General features: G+C 72.9%; 11 protein-coding genes. 4 read left to right on the top strand and 7 right to left on the bottom strand.

Annotated features, from left to right (window positions below; translation table 11 throughout):
* Positions 1-102: 102 nt before the first annotated feature.
* The gene (locus Aco03nite_RS24160; protein ID WP_203798082.1) at positions 103-999 is read left to right on the top strand and encodes a hypothetical protein; all 897 of its coding nucleotides are present in this window, start codon (positions 103-105) and stop codon (positions 997-999) included.
* 85 nt (positions 1,000-1,084) lie between these two features.
* Here the strand turns inward: Aco03nite_RS24160 and Aco03nite_RS24155 are convergent, their stop codons facing one another.
* Positions 1,085-1,597: a sigma-70 family RNA polymerase sigma factor gene (locus Aco03nite_RS24155; protein ID WP_203798081.1), complete on the bottom strand. Its 513-nt coding sequence runs from the start codon at positions 1,595-1,597 to the stop codon at positions 1,085-1,087.
* A 178-nt stretch (positions 1,598-1,775) separates the two neighbouring features.
* Here Aco03nite_RS24155 and Aco03nite_RS24150 point away from each other — a divergent pair, with 178 nt between their 5' ends.
* Positions 1,776-2,579: a hypothetical protein gene (locus Aco03nite_RS24150; protein WP_203798080.1), complete on the top strand. Its 804-nt coding sequence runs from the start codon at positions 1,776-1,778 to the stop codon at positions 2,577-2,579.
* Here Aco03nite_RS24150 and Aco03nite_RS24145 read toward each other — a convergent pair.
* Positions 2,566-3,564 (bottom strand): hypothetical protein, encoded by a 999-nt coding sequence (locus Aco03nite_RS24145; protein ID WP_203798078.1) that lies wholly within the window; start codon positions 3,562-3,564, stop codon positions 2,566-2,568. The genes Aco03nite_RS24150 and Aco03nite_RS24145 overlap by 14 nt on opposite strands.
* A gap of 97 nt (positions 3,565-3,661) precedes the next feature.
* Between Aco03nite_RS24145 and Aco03nite_RS24140 the strand changes: the two genes are divergently transcribed.
* Positions 3,662-6,910 carry a hypothetical protein gene (locus Aco03nite_RS24140; RefSeq protein ID WP_203798076.1) on the top strand — a complete coding sequence of 1,083 codons (3,249 nt, stop codon included), beginning with the start codon at positions 3,662-3,664 and terminating at the stop codon, positions 6,908-6,910.
* A 35-nt stretch (positions 6,911-6,945) separates the two neighbouring features.
* Positions 6,946-7,773 carry an SAM-dependent methyltransferase gene (locus tag Aco03nite_RS24135; protein WP_239145382.1) on the top strand — a complete coding sequence of 276 codons (828 nt, stop codon included), beginning with the start codon at positions 6,946-6,948 and terminating at the stop codon, positions 7,771-7,773.
* Here Aco03nite_RS24135 and Aco03nite_RS24130 read toward each other — a convergent pair whose 3' ends face one another.
* The 5 genes from Aco03nite_RS24130 to Aco03nite_RS24110 form a co-directional block, all read right to left on the bottom strand.
* Positions 7,774-9,690: a putative bifunctional diguanylate cyclase/phosphodiesterase gene (locus Aco03nite_RS24130; RefSeq protein WP_203798075.1), complete on the bottom strand. Its 1,917-nt coding sequence runs from the start codon at positions 9,688-9,690 to the stop codon at positions 7,774-7,776.
* A complete protein-coding gene (locus Aco03nite_RS24125) occupies positions 9,687-14,468 on the bottom strand; it encodes a diguanylate cyclase domain-containing protein (protein ID WP_203798074.1) in 4,782 nt (1,593 codons plus the stop codon). The genes Aco03nite_RS24130 and Aco03nite_RS24125 overlap by 4 nt, the downstream gene beginning before the upstream one ends.
* Before the next feature lie 60 nt (positions 14,469-14,528).
* Positions 14,529-16,187 (bottom strand): glycoside hydrolase family 13 protein, encoded by a 1,659-nt coding sequence (locus Aco03nite_RS24120; protein ID WP_203798068.1) that lies wholly within the window; start codon positions 16,185-16,187, stop codon positions 14,529-14,531.
* A gap of 91 nt (positions 16,188-16,278) precedes the next feature.
* A complete protein-coding gene (locus Aco03nite_RS24115; RefSeq protein ID WP_203798066.1) occupies positions 16,279-17,499 on the bottom strand; it encodes a sulfite oxidase in 1,221 nt (406 codons plus the stop codon).
* A gap of 271 nt (positions 17,500-17,770) precedes the next feature.
* Complete coding sequence (locus tag Aco03nite_RS24110; RefSeq protein ID WP_203798064.1) at positions 17,771-19,831, bottom strand: MMPL family transporter; 2,061 nt, start codon at positions 19,829-19,831, stop codon at positions 17,771-17,773.
* Between the last annotated feature and the right edge of the window lie 87 nt (positions 19,832-19,918).

Genomic DNA, 19,918 nt, shown 5'->3' with positions numbered 1-19,918 from the left:
CGTCCGGTGAGACGGCCCACTTTTCACACTCCGAAATGACCCGCGCCCCGATTTCTACGTCCACGCAGGCGTCCGACGGACCTGTCACGAGATCGGGAGATCATGAAGAAGATGCGCTGGTGGCCGATGGCCGCCATGGTGGCCTCGGCGGCTGTGCTGACCGCGTGCGGCGGCACGGAGCCGGCGGCGGAGCAGCCCGCGCCGCCCGCCGCGGCGCCCTCGGCTGCCGACTTCGAGCTGGTCAGCGGCACCGCGAAGACCAACGACGCGACGCCCGGCACCGGGGACTGGGCGCTGATGAACGGCGGTGAGCCGGCCGGGGACCAGGTCGCGGTCTCCGAGCGCTGGGTGCAGCTGACCGGGACCAAGGTCGGTGACCTGGGCGGCGGGGTCACCAACGGCGCCGGGCTGACCCTGTACCGGTTCGACGACGACTCCGCCAAACCGTCCAAGAGCACCTGTGTCGACGACTGTGCGAAGAAGTGGCCGCCGGTCACCGTGGACGCCGACGGCAAGGTCTTCATCGCCGGGGTCAAGAAGTCGGCCGTCAACTTCGTCAAACGCCCCGACGGCAAGCTGCAGGTGACGATCGCCGGCTGGCCGGTCTACCGCTTCGCCCAGGACACCAGACCCGGCGACGTCAAAGGCCAGGGCGTCGGCGGTACGTGGTTCGCGGTCACGCCCAAGGGCAAGAAGCTGACCGGTGACGCCAAGGACACCGACGCCGGGCCCGAGGTGACCGAGGGTGTCGCGGAGCAGGAGGCAGCGGCGAAGAAGGCGGTTCTGTTCTCCGAGACCGACTTCAGCGACAAAGCCGCCACCCAGGCCGTCACCGGCGGCGACTGTGTCGACGTCGGCCTGACCGTCCGCTCGGTCACCGCCGACGGCCGGTTCTTCGTCTGGAACCAGCCCGGATGCAAGGGCGAGCGCAAGGAGTTCGGCGACGAGGGCGCGGCCGACCTGGCCGGCTTCGACGTCAAGTCGATCAAACTGCGCTGAGCCCGGCGGCACCGGGCGCGCGTGGGGCCGCCCGGTGCCGCCACCTGGGCCTCGCCTCGCACTCGGCCGAACTTCAAAACAGCCCCTAAACGGTGGCTTCCATCTCCTGGCGCAGGGCGCGCAGGGCGTAATGGGCGCGTGATTTCACCGTGCCGACCGGGATCCGTAGTTTGTCGGCGACCGCCTGCGGCTGTTCGCCGCGGAGGTGCAGGTCGATGAGGACTCCGCGCTGGGCCTCGGACAGGCGCTGGAACGCGGTCAGGATCGACTGGGTGGCGATGGCCGCCTCGGGGGTGTCCGCGGCGGTGCTGATCCAGCCGAGGTCGAGCACCGGGGTCTCCGGCGGGCGGCTCTTGCGGGCCCGGAACAGGTCGATGACCAGGTTCCGGGCGACGGTGAACAGCCAGCGGCGTTCGGCGGCGAAGTCGTCCGGCAGCCGGTCGGCGTGCCGCCAGGCCCGCACCATGGTCTCCTGGGCCAGGTCCTCGGCGGTCTGCTGTTCGCCGTGGGTCAGTCTGATCAGGAAGCGCAGCAGGCTCGCGGAGTGGGCGGTGTGCAGTGCCTCGATCCGGTCGTTCGCGACCGCGGTGATCGTCATGAGAGTCGTCCCCGGATTCCGTGCGGCGGATGGTTCCACCGGCTGGCAGGACGGAAATTACGGAGACGTTGTGATGCCGGGCTGATGGCGAAGTGCCGTGGAAGTGACTGCGGCCGGGAACCGGCGTCACGTCGGTCTCATCGGTGAACAACGGCCCGGTTCGGCCGTCCTGTTCGGCATGACGTCAGACCCGCCGCTGGTCGGCCGCGACGGCGCGCTGGCCTGTCTGCGCGCCGCGATCGGCCGGCTGGCCGGTGGCCGGGGTGGCGCGGTCTGGATCGAGGGCGGGCCGGGTCTCGGCAAGACCGAGCTGCTGGCGCACGCGCTGCGGGACGTCCCGGCCCGGATCGAGGTGCGCAGCGGGCCGCCGGATCGGGGGCGGGCCGCCGGGGACCGGCCGCTGCTGCTGGTGGCCGACGATCTGCACCGGGCCGGCGCCGCGGCGGTGGCCCGGTGGTCGCGACTGCACCGGCGGGTCCGGACGTCGGCGTTGCTGCTGGTCACCGCGGTCCGGCCGGTGCCGGAGTGCGACGGCGCGTATGCCCGGGCGGCGGCGTGCGGCGCCGAGACGGTGCGCCTCGGCCCGCTGGCCGACGGCGACGCGACCGAGCTGGCGTGCCTGCTCGGTCACGACCCGCACGTGGTGGGGACCGCGGTGCGCGACGCCGGTGGCAACCCGGCCTATCTGCGGATGCTGGCGCACGGCCGGGCCGCGCCGGCCGCGCCGTTGCGGGCCCTGGTCGCCGACCACCTGTCGACGCTGCCGCGCCGGGCCCGGGAGATGCTGGTCCTGCTGGCGGCGGCCCCGGCCGGGATCACCGCGGCAGAGCTGGCGGCCCGCACCCACCGGCCGGTGCCGGAGGTGCGGGCCGCGATGCACGAGGCGGTGGACGGCGCGATCCTCACCTCGGCGGGCGGGGTCGTCCGGTTCCGGCACCCGATCGTGCGCCGGGTGCTGCGGATGCCTGTCACACCTTCTTGACGACGACCTTCCGGCCGGAGGCCTTCACGGTGTAAGCGACCGACTTCCTGGTCCACGGGTTGGTGGCGGAGACCCGTACGCCGCCGGTGACGTCCTTGACGTTGACCATCGTGACCCCCACCGAGCGGTTGGCGCCGGTGACGTCCTTGCGGACCAGTTTGCGCAGGGTGGCGACCTTGACGGTGCGGCCCTTGGCGGCCTTGCGGGTGCTGGCGGCGCCGTTCTGCGCGGCGGCCTGCACGGTGCGGGCCATGTCCAGGTAGGCGACGCCCTTGTTGACGGTGGCCGCGTCCAGGGACTCGGCGGCGGCCGGCAGGGTGACCGTCTGCGGCGCGTAGGTGAAGACGGTGCCGCCGGTCAGCCCGGTGGCGGACATGTCGACGGCGGTGAGGACGCCCTTGCCGGTGGTGTGCATGACGACGGTGACGCTGCCCGCGTTCTCGGTCACCTTGTAGTCGACACTGCCGTCGTCGTGGACCGTCTTCGTACCCGGGGTCACGAAGTAGTCGACCATCGAGGCCATGTCGAGTTCGCTGTCGCGGAGGTACTGGGACAGCTTCCGCTTCTTGTCGGCGGCGAACACGTACTTGATCCCGGACTTGCCCATCATCTTCAGCGCCTTGGCCTCCGAGTAGCCGGCCTGCGTCCAGTAACCCTGGCCCTCGGCGGCGAACCGGCTCTCCGACCCTTCCCCGGTCACTGAGCTGACCTGCCCGAACCGGCCGTTGACCGGGTCCACGTTCAGGGTGTCCTTGACCGTGATGCTCTGCCCGGGGAAGGTCACGGTGATGTCGGTGACCCCGGCCCATCCACCCGCTCCGGCCGTCGTCGAGGCGGTGGCGACCGCGCGCAGGGCGGTGCGCATCTGCGCGGCGGTCAGCGAGGTGGTGGTGTCGGCGGCCCAGGCCGCGCCGGGCGCGACGAGCAGGCCGGCGGTGAGGGTGACGCCGGCGAGCAGCACGGCGGGCCGGGTGAGAACGGACATGCGGTTGACCTCGGGATTCACGTCGGGGCTGACGCTTGTACGTTTCGGCCGGAAAACGCGTGGCTTGAGGTTTGCGCCACCGGGCACAATCGGCCACATGATCACCGCGGAGCTGCTCGCCGTCCTCGATCCGATGCCGTTCCGGCAGCGCCTCAGCCATGTCGCGACCTGGGCGCGCACGGCGCAGGACCGGGCGGCGGTGGTCGCCGGACTGCGCGCCGGTGGGCCGTACGAGCGGCGGCTCGCCCTGGTCGCCGCGATCGCCACCGGGGACGCCGACGGCATCCGGGCGGGCTGCGCCGACGAGACGCCGGCGATCCGGGCCGAGGCGTTCCGGGCGGCGCTGCGAGCCGGTCTCGACGTGTGGCGTGCGGACCTCCCGGCCGCCGACCGGCGGCGGATCTACCGCGCGTTGCGCCTGGTCCGGGTGCCCGGCGTGGCCGACGGTCTGATCACCGAGGTCGGCGCGGCGCACGGTGACGCGGAGGCCGCCATGCTGTTGCCGGTCTGCGGACCCGATGTCGTACGCCGTCTGCTGCCGTCCCTGGAGCACGCCGTCAACCTGTCGGCTCTCGCCCGCCGCCACCCCGGCCCGGTCCTGGAGCGGGCCGCCGAGCGCCTGGAGCAGGCGCCGACCGCCGACGTCCGGGACCGGATCTGGACCCTGGTCGCCGACGCGGTGCTGTACTGCGATCCGGCCGGGGTGCTCGGCCTGCTCGAACGGCTCGGCCCGGAGGATCGTCTGCCGGGCCGGATCCGCGGGTACGGGCGGCTCGCCGCGCACGACCCGGGCCGTGTCGCCCGCCTGATCGCCGCACCCGGCCGGGCCGCGTGGACGGCCCGCACCCGGTTGCCGAAGGCGGTGCTGAGCCGGATCGCGGTGCTGCCGTCGGCCGGGCTGGCGCCGATCGCGGCCCGGCTGCGGGACACCGCGTGGCTGCTCACCGCGCTGCTGAAGGCGCTGCCCCCGTCCCGGCGCGGTGACCTCTACGACGCGGCCGGCCCGTCCGAGGTGGAGGTCCCGAACCCGGATCTGGTCGAGCTGCTGCCCGCGGCGCTGCGGATCCGCGAGGCCACCCGCGCGCTGGCCCTGCCGGACGTGCGCACCGACGAGGCCGAAACGCTCACCTGGACCGGTTTCCTGGCCTGGCCCGAGGCGTCCGCGGCGGCGACCGCCCGGCTGCGGTCCGGCGCGGCCCCGGAGCGGGTGCAGGGCTGGACGGTGCTCGTCGACGCGGCCCGCCGGTCGCGTGACCCGCGGGCCGTAGCCGAGGTGGTGGCCGCGCTGCCCCGGCTGCGCAACGAGCAGGACCCGGTGCGGTACGCCGCTCTCGGCGCCCTGTCCCGGGTGGCCGGTCTGCTCACCGCGTCCAGCGCCGACACGCTGACCCGGGTGGTCACCGACGCGGTCGAGGCCCGGGACACCGGCCACGGCACCACCCGGGCACTGTCCTCGCTGGCCACCGAGACGCTGCGGCGGCACGTCGACGACACCGCGCTGCGCGAGTGGGCGCTGCTGACGATCGACCTGACCACGGCCGGCACGCAGGCCCCGGCGCTGCGCCGGTTCGGCCCGGAGCTGCGGCGCGGGCAGGAGACGCTGGTCTTCGCGCGGCTGCGCGGCTGGGTGACCGCGGCGCTGGACCGCGACGACCACCGGCCGCTGTTCGCGGTCGCCCGGGCGCTGGGCAAGCGCGCCCGGCTGGTGCCGGAGCTGCAGGACCTGCTGGGCCGGGCCACCGAGCCGCCGCGCATCCCGTCGGTGGCCCGGGAGGCGATCGAGTTCTGGCTGGACGACCCGCGGGAACGGCCGCGCCGGGTCGAGGCGCTGCTGACCGCCGACCCGTCCACGGTCACCATCGACAAGGTGTGGGAGACGATCGACGGGAACCGGACCGACCTGCTCGACCTGGTCCTGAACGCGGCGCCGCGCGGCCGGTTCCACCAGGGCCGGGCCCGCTGGCTGCCCCGCTTCACCCGCGCGGAGCGGTGGCTGCCCCGCCAGCAGGCCCGGTACGCCGAACTGCTGCGCCGCCTGATCGACGACCGCAAGGCCACTTCGTGGCAACGGGCCGGGCACCTGCACACCGCCGCCCGCATCCCGGTGCACGGCCGCGCGCTGCTGCTGCGCTACGTGGACTCGCCGGACGTGCCGGTGGCCGAGGCCGCCCTCGCCGCGCTGGCGACCACCGGCAGCCCGGACGAGACCCTGAACCTGCTGGTCGGGAAGGCCGGCGATGACCGGGCCCGGGTCACGCTCTACGCCGCCGGGCAGGCTGCCGCCGAGCTGCCGCCGTCGCGGGTGACCGCGGTGCTGACGCCGCTGCTGACCGCGAGCGAGGGCGTCAAGGTCACCAGCCGCAAGGAGGTGGCCCGGCTGCTCGGCCGGTTCGGCACGCCCGCGGTGATGACGGTGCTCCGGGACGCGCTCGCCGACCCGGAGCTGCACCGGGACGTGCGCGCGGCGATCGTGTCGGCGGCCCGGCAGCGGCTGGGCGTCCCGGCGAGCTGGGCGATCCTGGCGACCGCCGCCGACGGCAGCCGGGAGGAGCGGCGGGCGGTCCTCGGCGCTGACCCGTGGCGGATCGAGGAGCGGCACCGGGAGCGGTTCGCGGCGCTGATCGTCGCGGCGTGCCGGGCCGACGACCTCGAGGTCCGCCGGGAGGCGCTGGAACGGCTGCCGCGGTGGGCGCCGTGGACCACCGAGGTGGGTGCGGTGGCGCTGGAGTCGCTGACCGATCTGGATCAGCAGCCGGCCGCTGCCGGGGAGTTGCTGGCGGTGCTCGGCCCGGCGGATCTGCGGGCCGTGCTGCTGCGGCTGGCCGATCTGGACGCGGCAGCCGGTGACCGGGCCGGGGACCACGGGGCCGATCGTCCCGCGTACCGCCGCCTGGATCTGATCCTGACCCTGCTCGGCGAACACGCGCGCCGGCCCCGGACGGTGGACCGGACGGCGGAGACGGCGGTGGCCCGGGAGCTGGCGGAGCGCCCCGGGCTGTTCCGGCCGGCGGTGGAGGCGCTGCTGAACCTGGGCTGGCTGCCGGTCCTGGACGAGGTCGCCGACCGGTGCGCCGGCCGGCCGGTGCTGGCCACCGGGATGTCCGGCACGATCCGGTTCCTGACCGGCACGCGCGAGCACGACGACCCGGAGACGTACCTGGCCGCGGCCGCCCGGCTGGCCGCCCGCGGCGACCTGGCCGGCGGCCTGTTCGCGGTGGCCCTGGCCGAGCACGGCGAGACGCACGGTTGGCCGGCCCCCTGGCGGTCGCTGCTGCTCACCCTGCGGGCCCACCCCGAGCCCGAGGTGCGCCAGACCGCCCGCGACGTGGACATGACCCCGAACTGACCGGCGAACCATCGTCCTCTGTGGAATGAGCGGTTATGCTCGGCGGCGACCGTGACGCCCTGGCGACGGGAGCCGCCGACATGACCGACAGCCACCTGCCGCACTCGGCCCGGGTGTGGAACCACTGGCTCGGCGGCACCGACAACTTCCCGGTGGACCGGGCGGTCGGTGACGAGTTCGCCGCCTTCTACCCGGACATCACCGTGGTGGCCCGGCAGTCCCGGGCGTTCCTGAAACGGGCCGTCACGGTGCTGGTCCGCGAGCACGGCGTGCGCCAGTTCCTGGACGTCGGCAGCGGCATGCCGACCGCGGAGAACACCCATCAGGTGGCGCAGGCGGCCGACGCGGGCGCGCGGATCGTCTACGTCGACAACGACCCGCTGGTCCTGGCGCACGCGCGGAAGCTGCTGACCAGCACTCCGGAGGGCCGGACCGACTACGCCGACGCGGACCTGCACGAGCCGGCCACGATCATCGAGGCGGCGCGGGCGACGCTGGACCTGGAGCAGCCGGTCGGGCTGATCCTGATGAACATTCTCGGCCACGTGCCCGATCCGGATCAGGCCACCGGTCTCGTCGCGGAGCTGCTGGCCGCGGTGCCGTCCGGCAGTTTCCTGATCACCGCGGACGGCACCGACGTGATCGACGGGCCGGCCTTCACCGCGGCGATCGGGGTGTGGAACGCGAACGCCCCGCTCGGCTACCACCTGCGCCACCCGGACCGGATCGCCCGTTTCCTGGACGGCCTGGACGTGCTGGAACCCGGCCTGGTGCCGGTCGCCCGGTGGCGCCCGTCGCCGGACGCCGGCGGCGACGACCTGCGGGCGGTCGACGAGTACGGCGCGGTGGCCCGCAAACCCTGATCAGAGCGCCGGCTCCGGCTGCAGGAAGCGGGCGTCCAGGTCGGCGGCCGGTGCCGGGCGGGCGAAGTGGTAACCCTGGGCCGTGTCGCAGCCGAGACCGCTGAGGGCCTGGGCGGTGAAGACGTCCTCGACACCCTCGGCGACCACGGTCAGGCCCAGGTTGTGCGCCAGGTCGACGGCCGAGGCGACCAGGGCGCGGCTGCTGCTGTCGTCGACCATGTCGGTCACGAACGACCTGTCGATCTTCAGTTCGTCGACCGGCAGCAGCTTCAGGTACGACAGCGACGAGTAGCCCGTACCGAAATCATCGATCGAGGTTTTGACCCCCAGCGCCCGGATGCTGCGCAGCGCGTCGATGGTGGTCGTCGGGTCGGACATCACGGTGTACTCGGTGATCTCGATGCACAGCAGCTCACCGGGCACCCCGGTGGTCTTCAGCAGCGCGGCCAGCCGTCCCGGGAAGGTGGCGTCCAGCAGGCTGCGGGTGGAGACGTTCACCGCGACCGGGATCCGGTGCCCGGCGGACATCCAGTCCCGGGCCTGCCGCAACGCCAGGTCGAGCACCCGCTCGGTGAACGGGTGGATCAGGCTGGTCGTCTCCAGCACCGGCACGAACTGGCCCGGCGGCACCGGCCCGCGGACCGGGTGGTTCCAGCGGGCCAGCGCCTCCACCCCGGCCAGCGAACCGTCGCTGAGCCGGATCTTCGGCTGGAAGTGCAGGGTGAACTGGGACGCGTCGGTCAGGCCGCGGCGCAGGTCACCGAGCAGGGTGAGCCGGTCGGTGCTGTCCTGGGCGGTGGTGCCGTCGAACCGGCGGAAGCTGTCGTGCTGCTGTTTCGCGTCGTGCAGGGCGCTGTCGGCGTGCCCGAGCAGGGTGCTGACGTCGTCGTCGGCGGCCGCGGTCGCCGCCCCGATGCTGACCTCCAGGTCGACGGTGATGTCGTCGAGGTGGAACGACTGGTCGAAGGCGTCGCGCAGCCGGGTGACCACCACGTCGGCACGGGCCTGATCCAGGTCGCGCAGCAGGATCGCGAACTCGTCACCACCGATCCGGGCGACCAGGTCGGAGTCCCGGACCACCCCGGCCAGCCGCCAGCCGGCCTCGGCCAGCAGCCGGTCCCCGATGTGCGGGCCGAGCTGGTCGTTGACGTGCCGGAACCCGTTGATGTTGACGGTCAGCACGGTGATGCCGGGCACGCTGTGCACCGGCCGGGCCGCGGTCAGCTCCCGGTGCAGGCGCGCGGTGAACGCGGCCCGGTTCGGCAGCCCGGTCAGCAGGTCGGTCGAGGCCATCGCCTCCACCTGCCGGCGGTGGCTGCGCATGGTCCAGCCGAACAGGGCCAGCACGATCAGGGTCAGCACGAACAGGACGACACCGGCCCACACCAGCCGGGCCGAGGCCGCCTCGGCGATGTCGTGGTTGGCGTGGAACCGGGTCGAGTGCTGGTCACGCAGCTGCATCAACCGGGTCGAGATCCGGGAGTACGCCGGCTCGATCACCGTCTCCAGATGGGTCTCGGCCTTGGCGTACTCACCCCGGTCCAGCATCGCCAGGTACAGGTCGATGTCCTGGCGCATGTTGAGCTGGCGCTGGGCGATGGTGCCCGCCTCCTGGGCGTCGCCGTGGTCGTCGGTGACGTCGACCAGCGCCATGGTGGCCTGGTAGGTGCGGTCGTCGACGGCCGGCAGCTGCTGCCGCTCCTCCCCGTCCGGCTCGGCGGCGGTCGCCTGCAGCAGCGCCATCTCCCACGCCGACAGGTAGGCCGCCTCGTCGTAGGCGGACATGTGGTCACCGTCGTGCACCAGGGCCCCGACGATGTGCGCGTGCCGCCAGTTGTCGACCAGCGAGAACCCGGAGAGCAGGGCCAGCGCGGCGATGAGCCCTCCGACCAGGAACCGCCGGGCCCGCCGGCTCATCCGGCCACGACCCGGTTGCGCCCGGCGTTCTTGGCCTCGTACAGCGCCTCGTCGGCGAGTTTGGTGAGCTGCTCCGGCCCGTTGTTGGCGATCGGCGTGCCGGAGGTGACCCCGACGCTGATCGTGACGATGCCGCTGCCCGCCAGCGCGTGCGGCTCCGCCAGCAGGGCCACCGCCTCGCAGGCGCGCTCGGCCACGACCAGGGCGTTCTCGTCGTTGGCTCCGGGCATCACGATGCAGAACTCCTCACCGCCGTAGCGGGCCACCAGATCGGTCGACCGGACGCTGGTACGGAGCGCGTCGGCGACCAGCCGCAGGCAGACGTCGCCACCCTGATGGCCGTAGTGGTCGTTGTACTTCTTGAAGTTGTCGATGTCGATCATCGCGACGCCGACCGGCTCACCGGAGCGTTGCGAGCGCTGCCACGTCTCGTCCAGGAACGCGTTGAGCTTGCGCCGGTTCGGCAGCCCGGTCAGCGGATCGGTGACGGTCAGCTGTTGGAGCATGCTGTTGGCCTTGTTGAGTTCCTGGGTGCGCTCCGCCACCTTACGCTCCAGCGAGGCGTGCACCTGGGCGTTCTCCAGGGATACGGTGAGCTGACCGGCGATCAGCTCGACCGCGTCCAGCCGCCCGGAGAAGGCGCGCCGGCTCAGCCGGTTCTCCAGCACCAGCATCGCCCGGGACTGCCCCTGGCCGATCGGGACGATCAACAGCGAACAGTGCTCCAGACCGGTCAGGTACGGGTCGCGGCCGACCCGGTCGTCCAGCGACACGTCGTCGACCAGCATCGGCTCGCGGGTGCGTTCGGCGTACCGGATCGCGGTCAGCGGCAGCAACCCGCGCTCGCCGGCCTCGTCCGCGCTCATCTCCGGCCGGTCGCCGTCGGCGCCCAGCTTCCACCGGGCGGCCTGCTCGTCCCAGAGCACCAGGTGTACCGCGGTGGCCCCGGTGTTCGCCGCGAGCACCTGCTCCACCCGGGCCCGCAGTTGATCCGGGTCGCGTTCCTTGTTGATCGCCTTGGCCGCCTCCAGCACCGCCATCAGGTCGATGACCTCGGTCGACAGGTTGATGCTCTGCACGTTGGTGGTGCCGCCGCGGGACGCGCCCGGCAGCCCGAACGACGAACCCAGCGACGGGTACGCCCGCTTCAGGGCGTGCACCTTCCCGGCCGCGCCCCAGCGGACGTACCCGGGCATCGCCTCGGCCAGCAGCCGGGTGCCGACGTGTTCCAGGCCGTTGTCCAGGTAGAACCGGGCCGCCAGCTCGGTGATCAGCGGCGCGTGCCAGGACCGGCCGGCGGTCGCCGCGTCGGACATGGCGGCGTCGTACCCGGCCGCGGCCGCGGTGAAGTCGCCGTGCACGGCCGCCCGGGTCGCCTCGACCAGCCGCAGCAGATGCCGGAAGTTGCCCGGCTGCCCGGCCGCCCGCGCGGCCAGGAAGTCCCGGCTGCGGTCCAGTTCGGCCAGCGCCTCGTCCCGCTCCGGGCCGGTGGTGGCCCGGGCGGTGACCGCGGCGCCGAGCGCGGACAGCACGGCGCCCGGGGCGTTCAGGTAGACCCCCGGGTTGGCCGGGAGCAGCCGGCGCAGGTGCCCGCAGTACCGGACCAGGTCCTCGTCGTGGTCGTAGATCGCCGCCGACAGCGCCCGCACCACCGCGTAGAAGGCGCCCGCCGCGTCGTTGCCGGCCAGCCCCTCGAAGTAGTCGTCGTTGTCGAAGTCCTCCAGGCCGCGCATGCCGCGTACGAACCGGCCGGTGGTGACGAACATGTCGGTGTCGTTGCCGGCCCCGATCCGGTCGGCGAACGCGGTGGCCGCCTGCGCCTCCCGGTTGAACGCCTCCAGGTCCGGCGCCACGTCCAGCATCTGCGGCACCGACGTGTAGTAGGTGTACAGCGCGTTGCGCAGGTCGCCGCCGCGCAGCAGGCCGTCCCGGGCGTCGTGGGTCTGCCTGACCGCGTTCTCCAGCGGTTCGAACCACGGGGTGCCGGCCATCGCGGTCAGGAAACGCACCTGCGAGGCGGCCGGTTCGAAACCGTGCCGTTCGGCCGCGGTCAGCGCGTGCGTCACCGCCCGGTAGGCGGCCTCGTAGTCACCGGTGGCGGCGATCGTGACCACGCCGATGTTGCCGAGCGTGCCGGCCAGGTGCGGGCAGATCCCGTTCTCGGCCCACAGCTCGGCGGCCCGCACCACCAGCCACGCCATCGTCGTCGGGTCGCTGAAGAACGCGGCCGGCGTCATCCGGTTGATCACCAGGGACGCCGCCAGGATCCGCGGATCGGTCACCTCGGGCAGCGCGGCGTCGCCGTCGATCCCGGCCAGCCAGTGGTGGAAGGCGGCCAGGCCGGCGCCGACCCGGGGGCCCATCTCGGCCGGGCCGGGCACGTCCAGACCCAGCCGGTCCAGCATGTCCAGGCCCAGCCGCAGCGCCTCGGCCAGCATCCGCCGGTGGGTGAGCGAACCGAGCTGGAAACCGACCGGGCCGGCCAGCCACACCGGATCCCGGCCGGGCGTGTACAGCTCGGCGAAGACCGCGTCGGCCTCGTCGAACCAGCCCAGCCCGAACAGCGAGGCGTGCCACTCGGCGCGGGTGTCGGCGTACTGCTCGTCGGTCTCCGGCAGCAGGCGCAGCGCGGCCGCGATGTGCGCCTCGCTCGCCGCGTGGTTGGCGACCGCCCGCGCGGAGGCCGCGGCCCGGCGCAGCAGCTCCACCGCGGCCTGCCGCTCGCCGGCCCCGGCCGTGCCCAGCAGGTCGATCGCGGCCAGGTAGAGGCCGGCCGCCTCCGGGGCGGGCGCGATCCGGCGGGCCAGGTCCAGGCTGATCCGGGCCCGGTCGGCCGGGCTCAGCCGCTCGTACGCGGCCTGCTGCACCCGGTCGTGCCGGAACCGGGCCCGGTCCTCGTCGAGCACCACCAGACCGTCGTCGACGGCCGGTGTCATCGCGTCGCCGAGCAGCTCCAGGCCGACCTCGCCACCGAGGCAGGCCAGCATGTCGACGGCCTCCCGGGTCTCCGCCGGCAGTGCCGCGATCCGGGCGCCGAGCAGCGCCACCACGTCACCGTGGCCGACGAAGTCCCGGACCGCGGCCGGATCCCAGCGCCAGCCGCCGCCCTCCGGCACCAGCACACCCTCCCGGCGCAGCGCGCCGAGCAGCTCCACGGTGTCGAACGGATTGCCGCGGGTACGTTCGGCCAGCAGCCCGGCCAGCACCTCCGCCTCCGGCAGCCGCAGCATCTCGGCGATCAGCACCCCCAGGTCGGTGGCGCTCAGGTTGTCCAGCCGCACCTCGGCGGCGTCGCCGCGTTCCCGGTGCAGCCGCTCCCGCACCGCGCTGAGCGGGTGCGCCTCGTCGACCTCCTCCTCCCGGTACGCGCCCAGCACCAGCAGGCCCGGGATGTCCGCCCGGTCCAGCACGTCGTCCAGGAACGAGAACGCCGAACCGGTCGCCCACTGCAGGTCGTCGAGGAAGAACAGCACCGGCCGGGCGGCGCTGGCCACCGTACGCAGGAGCGTGATCGACGCCTTGCGGACCCGGGCGAAATGTGCCGCGTCGGCGAGCCCCCGCTCCGGCTCCACCCCGAGCAGCAGGGCGAACGACGGCATGATGCCGGCGATCACCGCGGCGTCCGGGCCGAGCGCGTCGAGCAGCCGCTCCCGGGTCGCCGCGACCTTGTACTCCGGCTCGGCCAGCAGCTGCTCACCGAGCTGGTTGAACGCCTGCCGGACCGCCCCGCCGCCGCCGCCGTCGGAGTGGAACTGGTCGAACTTGCCGCGCGCGAACCGGCCGCGGGCCGTCTCGATCGCCGGGCGCAGCCGGTCCACCAGCGCGGTCTTGCCGACCCCGGGCGGGCCGGTGACCAGGGCCAGCACGTTGCGGCCGGACATCGCCTCGCCGAGCAGGTCGTGCAGGGCGGCCAGCGGCGCGGACCGGCCGATCAGGCGGCCCGGCGCGGCCAGGCGCATCGGGAAGTCCCGCTCGCCGGGGACGAACGCGACACCGGCCCGCAGCTGCGCCAGGTCGTGGGCGAGCCCTTCACCGCTCTGGTACCGCTGGTCCGGCTCCTTGTTCAGCAGCCGCAGGATCATCGCCGACAGCTCGGCCGGGACCTCCGGGTTCATGTCCGCCGGCGGCACCGGCAGCTTCGCCAGGTGGTCGTGGATCAGCTTCAGCGGCTCGCGGTCCCGGCCGAACGGCGGCCGTCCGGTGGCCAGCTCGTAGAGGGTGGCGCCGAGGGCGTACAGGTCGCTGCGGTTGTCGACCGGGCGGCCGGTGCGGCCGGTCTGCTCCGGCGACAGGTAGGGCAGCGTGCCGGCGAACGCCGACTCCGGGGCGTCGGTCGTCTGCGCCTGCAGCGTGGCCAGCTCGAAGTCGATCAGCGTGGGCCGGCCGCTGTCCGTGTCGATCAGCACGTTCGCCGGGCTCAGGTCGCGGTGCACCACCCCGCGCCGGTGGATCCCGGCGATCACGTCGGCCAGGTTCTCGGCCAGCTCCAGCAGTGCGCCGGTCGCCCAGGGCGCATAAAGATCGGCGAGGGTACGGCCGGGAACGTCCAGCAGGTCCAGGGCGCCCACGCCGGCGCCGGGATCACCGGCCGCCAGCTTCGGCGTGCCGATGATCCCGTCCAGGTGCCGCAGCACCGCTGTCTCGTTGCGGAGCCGGTCCGCCGCGTCCGGGCCGAGCGGCTGCTTGCGCACGATCGAGGAGCCGTCGTCACGACGGATCCGGGCGACCCGGGTGCGGTCGCTGTCGTAGAGCAGCTTTTCGGCGCGGTCAGAAGTCACGGGCTGCCCATCGTCCCGGGATGCCCGTTGATGAGGATTGCTACCTGAATGCCACCATATTTACAGGCTCCACCAGGCGGTGGTGTCCGGCGGCAACACCACCTCGTCCGGTGTGCCCTCGATCGGGCCGCTGGCCAGCAGCAGCTCCCCGGGGCGGCCGATGGTGACCGGCTCGTCGCTCAGGTTGACGGTACACCGGAACACCGGCGCGCCCGCCACCTCACGGTCGAAGACCAACGTCCCGGCGGGGCCGGAAACCCAGCGCAGGTTGTCGACCGGGTCCAGGGCCGGGTTCGTGCGCCGGATCGCCAGCGCCGCCCGGTACAGCTCCAGGGTCGAGCCGGCGACACCCTCCTGCGCGGCCACGCTGAGACCGGCCCAGCTCGCCGGCTGGGGGAGCCAGCTGGCGCCGCCGTCCGGGCCGAAACCGTAGGGCGCGCTGTCGCCGCTCCACGGGATCGGCACCCGGCAGCCGTCGCGGTAGCCGTCCTGACCGGCCGCGCGATGGAACGCCGGGTCCTGGCGGGCCTCCGGGGGCAGGTCGATGACCTCGGGCAGGCCCAGCTCCTCGCCCTGGTAGACGTACGCCGAACCGGGAAGTGCCAGCATCAGCGCGGACGCCGCGCGGCCGCGCCGCAGACCTCGGGCGTCGTCGACCGGCGTGGGTCTGCGCCCCGCCGCCTCACCGTCGATCCGCTGCATCAGCCGGGTGGTGTGCCGGACCACGTCGTGGTTCGACAGCGTCCACGTGGTCGGCGCCCCGACCGCGCGCATCGCGGACAGCGAGTCGTCGATCATCCGCCGCTGTTCGTGCGCGTTCCACGCGGTGCCCAGCCAGCTGAAGTTGAACGCCTGGTGCAGCTCGTCGCCGCGCACGTAGTTCGCCACCCGGTCCAGCGTCGGCGCCCACGCCTCGGCCACCGCGATCCGCTCACCCGGGTACTCGTCCAGGATCGCCCGCCAGTCGCGGTAGATCTCGTGCACCCCGTCCCGGTCGAAGAACGGGCTCTCGCCGGCGCCCAGCAGATGCCACTCACCGGTGTCGCCGATGTCCGGCAGCCCGGTCTCCTTGACCATGCCGTGCGCCACGTCGATCCGGAAACCGTCGACGCCGAGATCGAGCCAGAACCGCAGGATGGTCTTGAACTCGTCGCGGACCGCCGCGTGCTCCCAGTTGAAGTCCGGCTGCTCGGGGGCGAACAGGTGCAGGTACCACTCGCCGTCGGCGACCCGGGTCCAGGCCGGGCCGCCGAAGATGGACGGCCAGTCGTTCGGCGGCAGCTCGCCGTCGGCGCCCCGGCCGGGGCGGAAGTGGTAGCGGTCCCGCAACGGTGAACCGGGGCCCTCGGCGATCGCCCGCCGGAACCATTCGTGCTGGTCCGAAGAGTGGTTGGGAACCAGGTCGACGATGATCCGCAGGCCGAGGGCGTGCGCGCCGGCGATCAGCCGCTCGGCGTCGGCGACGGTGCCGAGGATCGGGTCGACGGTGCGGTAGTCGGAGACGTCGTACCCCGCGTCGGCCTGCGGCGAGGCGTAGAACGGCGACAGCCAGACCGCGTCCACCCCGAGATCGCGCAGGTACGGCAGCCGGCTCAGGACACCGGGCAGGTCACCGATGCCGTCACCGTTCGCGTCGGCGAAACTGCGCGGGTAGACCTGGTAGATGACCGCGTTGCGCCACCACGACGTGGCCGGCGGCGCGACAAGTAGATCCGTCATGGCGACGAACGCTAGCAGTCCATGAAAGTTCTTGCATAGACTGCTAGCCCAACGCCAGTTCAGGAGGCTGCAAGTTCTTGCAAAGTGGTCCTCAGGCGGCGGTCACGGGCACCCGGACCACCGCATCGAACAGGTAGCCGAGGGTGTTGAAGCGGGCCGTCTCCGGCTGGGTGTTGCCGCGCACGTCCGTCGCACGGGCCTGGAGCACGTGGTCGCCGGCCGTGGGGGTCCAGTCGATCTCCCAGCGCTGCCACACGTTGCCCGGCGTCGATCCGTAGGGCCGGGCCCGCCGCCACGTCACGCCGCCGTCGGTGCTCACCGTCGTCTCGCGGATCGGCCCGGCCGCCGACCAGGAACGGCCGGTCAGGCGGGTCCGGGTGCCGGCCGGGAACGTGGTGCCGGGGTCCAGCTCGAACGCGCTCTTGATCACCTGGCGGTCGAACGGTCGGCCCTCGGCCGGGAAGTCCGGGCCGAAAAGACGGTAGAACTGGGTGTTCCACGGGCTGAACAGCGGCTCGGGGGACACATCGATCCGGCCGACCCACTTGATCGAGGCGATGCCGATCCAGCCGGGGACCACCACGCGCAGCGGGAAACCGTGGTCGGCGGGGAGTGGTTCGCCGTTCAGTTCGTAGGCCAGCAGCACGTCGTCGAACGCCTTGCTGATCGGGAACGGACGTCGCACCGGGCCCAGGTCCACGCCACCGCTGACGAAGTTCGGATCAAGGCCGATCGGTTGTACGTCCACCGCGTCCCGTCCGATCCCGGCCCTGCGCAGGACGGTGGACAGTCGGACACCCTTCCACCGGCCTACTCCGATGGCGCCCAGTTGCCATGCCGTACCGGAAACCGTCTGTCCCTGTTGTGTGGTGTAGAAGCTGCGGCCGTTTCCGGCGCATTCGATGGCCACCGGTCTCGTCTCGCACGGGAGCCTCTTGAGATCGTCGAGGGCGAAGAATGTCGACCTGCCTCTCCCGAGGTCGGAGATCTCCAGAGCCCACGTGGCCGGGTCGATCTCCGGGGTGACCGTGTGGTTGCGGACGAAGAAGCGGTCCACCGGCACGTAGTAGCCCTGGTCCCTCATCGCCGACCAGCGCATCTCGGCGTTGGTCCCGAACAGCCGGAAGAGGTCCTCCGGAAGCGGTTTGACGATCGGCCCGGCGGCTGTCGCCGGGGCGGCGGGGATCACCGGGAGGGCTGCCCCCGCCCCGATCGCCGCGGTGAGTCTCATCAGGTCGCGCCGGGAGAAGCCGCGGGTCCGCCCAGCGCGGAAGTCACGGAGCCGGCGCTCGTCGTATGCACGTTCATCCATGCCCCGAGATCCTATCGAGTCAATAGGATTTGTGGATAGGGTTGAGGGCGCACTCCCCGAGCCGGCCCGCCGCGCGTCCGGCACCACCCGTCCGCCCGTCTCGCCCGGCCCGTCTCGCCGGGCCCGTCTCGGCCGTCTCGCCGGGCCCGCCTCGGCCCGCCACCGGGCTCCCCGTCGCGGGCATCGGTCAGTCGTCCCGCTGGCCCCTTCCGGTAGCGTGCGGCGGTCTCCGTCCGGCGGCGATCCTCGTGGTCGCCGCCGGACGGCCGGGTCACTTCGTCGTGGACTCGTCGACCTTTGCCCGGTCGACCGTCTCCCAGTCGGTGACCGGGCGGGTGGACCGCGGGTCGTCGCCGTCGCCGGTGGGGGCCTGCAGCTGCGGGCGGCCGGGCCACCAGAAACGGTCGCCGGTCAGGGTCGCCAGGGCGGGGACCAGGACGGTCCGGACCAGCAGGGTGTCCAGCAGGACGCCGATGCCGACGATCACGCCGATCTGGGTCAGCGTCACCACCGGCAGCACGCCGAGGACCGCGAAGACCGCCGCGAGCAGGATGCCCGCGCTGGTGATCACCGCGCCGGTGACCGCGAGAGCGTGCACCATGCCGTCCCGGGTGCCCCGGCCGGGCGCCTCCTCCTTGGCCCGGGTGACCAGGAAGATGTTGTAGTCGACACCGAGCGCCACCAGGAACAGGAACGAGAACAGCGGCACCGAGTTGTCCAGCGCCGGATAGTCGAACACGTTCCGGAAGAGCCACGACCCGGCGCCCAGCGACGCCACGAAGCTGACCACCACGGTCACCATCAGCAGCACCGGCGCGACCAGGGCCCGCAACAGTGCGACCAGGACCAGGAACACCACCAGCAGGATCACCGGCACGATCACCGTCAGGTCGCGGCGGGCGGCGTCCCGGGTGTCCAGCGCGGTCGCCACCGTGCCGCCGACGAGGGCGTCGCCGTCGAGACGCTCCCGCAGGTCACGGATGGTGTCGAAGGCCTCGGCGGTGTCCGGCGCGGCGACCAGGACGGCACTGATGCTGACCTGCGTGTCGTCCTGCTCGGCGACCCGGGCCTGGGCGACCCCCTCGGTGCCGGAGACGGTGGCCAGCACCTGCTCGGCCTTGGCCGGCTCGGTGAGGACGACCGCGGGACCGGCGGCCCCGGCCGGGAAATACTTCGAGAGCGTCTCCAGGCCGCGCACCGACTCGGCCTCGACCCGGAACTGCTCGGCCTGCGACAGCCCGACCTTGGTGCCGAGCCCGCCCAGCGCGAGCAGGCCCAGCACCAGCACCGAGGCGGACGCCACGAGGACCGGCCGGCGCACCACGCCACGGCCCACCCGCGCCCAGAAACCCTTGCCGTCCTCCGGGCCGGCCTGCCCGACCCGCGGGATGAACGGCCAGAACAGGCCACGGCCGCAGAGGACCAGCGCGGCCGGCAGCACCAGCAGCGCGAACGCCGCGGCGATGGTGACACCGGCGGCCGCGGTCAGACCCAGCGCGGTGTTGCTGCGCAGGCTGGCCAGGATCAGGGTGAGCAGCGCCAGGACGACGGTGCCCGCGCTGGCGGCGATGGCCGGACCGGCCCCGCGCAGCGCCTTGCTCATCGCCTCGAAACGGTCCTCGGACTTGTGCAGCTCCTCCCGGTAGCGGGAGATCAGCAGCAGCGCGTAGTTGGTGCCGGCGCCGAACACCAGCACCGTGACGATGCCTGTGGTGGAGCCGTTGATGGCCAGATCGGTGTGCTGCGACAGGATCGAGATGACCTTGGCCGCGAGCTGGTCGGCGAACCCGACGACGAACAGCGGGACGATCCACAGGATCGGGCTGCGGTACGTCACCAGGAGCAGGATCGTGACGACCACGACCGTGACGATCAGCAGCCGGGTGTTGGCGCCGCTGAAACTGTTGGACAGGTCGGCGCTGAACCCGGCGCCACCGGTGACCTCGGCGGTCACCCCGGCCGGCAGCCCGGTGGTGACCTGCTGCCGCAGCTCCTCGACCTTCGCGCTGGTGGCGGCGGCGTCACCGGTGGCCGGCAGCGGCACGCTCACGATGGCGGCCTTGCGGTCGTCGGACAGGATCGGCCGGCCCAGGCCCTGGACGGTGACCAGGTCGGCATCGGTCAGCGCCTCGCCGCCCTTGGCGACCACGATCAACGCCGGGTTGGTACGCCCGGAGGGCAGCTGGCGTTGCAGCTCGGCGACCCGGGTCGACTCGGCCGACGACGGCAGCGACGAGGTGGGGTCGTTGTCCGTCTCAGTGGTCCCGGCGAACCCGAAGACGAGCCCACCGAGCAGCAGGGCCAGGAGGAGCGTCGCCCATGCTCTCTTCATCTAGCTTGCCCCATATCTATGTATCTTCATGACCTAGAATCTTTACCATCGAGATTGTTCACGACCGAGTGGGGATCTGCAACACTT

The sequence above is a fragment of the Actinoplanes couchii genome, from assembly GCF_016862075.1.
In the GTDB taxonomy this organism is placed as follows: domain Bacteria; phylum Actinomycetota; class Actinomycetes; order Mycobacteriales; family Micromonosporaceae; genus Actinoplanes; species Actinoplanes couchii.
The sequence above is the reverse complement of the archived record's forward strand: the minus strand, read 5'-3'. Positions and strand labels throughout refer to the sequence as shown.

Coding starts and splice junctions, on each gene's coding strand:
- Aco03nite_RS24130 (WP_203798075.1), bottom strand. CDS start 9,690: ATGAGCCGGCGGGCCCGGCGGTTCCTGGTCGGAGGGCTCATCGCCGCG.
- Aco03nite_RS24155 (WP_203798081.1), bottom strand. CDS start 1,597: ATGACGATCACCGCGGTCGCGAACGACCGGATCGAGGCACTGCACACC.
- Aco03nite_RS24140 (WP_203798076.1), top strand. CDS start 3,662: ATGATCACCGCGGAGCTGCTCGCCGTCCTCGATCCGATGCCGTTCCGG.
- Aco03nite_RS24160 (WP_203798082.1), top strand. CDS start 103: ATGAAGAAGATGCGCTGGTGGCCGATGGCCGCCATGGTGGCCTCGGCG.
- Aco03nite_RS24145 (WP_203798078.1), bottom strand. CDS start 3,564: ATGTCCGTTCTCACCCGGCCCGCCGTGCTGCTCGCCGGCGTCACCCTC.
- Aco03nite_RS24115 (WP_203798066.1), bottom strand. CDS start 17,499: ATGGATGAACGTGCATACGACGAGCGCCGGCTCCGTGACTTCCGCGCT.
- Aco03nite_RS24150 (WP_203798080.1), top strand. CDS start 1,776: ATGACGTCAGACCCGCCGCTGGTCGGCCGCGACGGCGCGCTGGCCTGT.
- Aco03nite_RS24110 (WP_203798064.1), bottom strand. CDS start 19,831: ATGAAGAGAGCATGGGCGACGCTCCTCCTGGCCCTGCTGCTCGGTGGG.
- Aco03nite_RS24135 (WP_239145382.1), top strand. CDS start 6,946: ATGCTCGGCGGCGACCGTGACGCCCTGGCGACGGGAGCCGCCGACATG.
- Aco03nite_RS24120 (WP_203798068.1), bottom strand. CDS start 16,187: ATGACGGATCTACTTGTCGCGCCGCCGGCCACGTCGTGGTGGCGCAAC.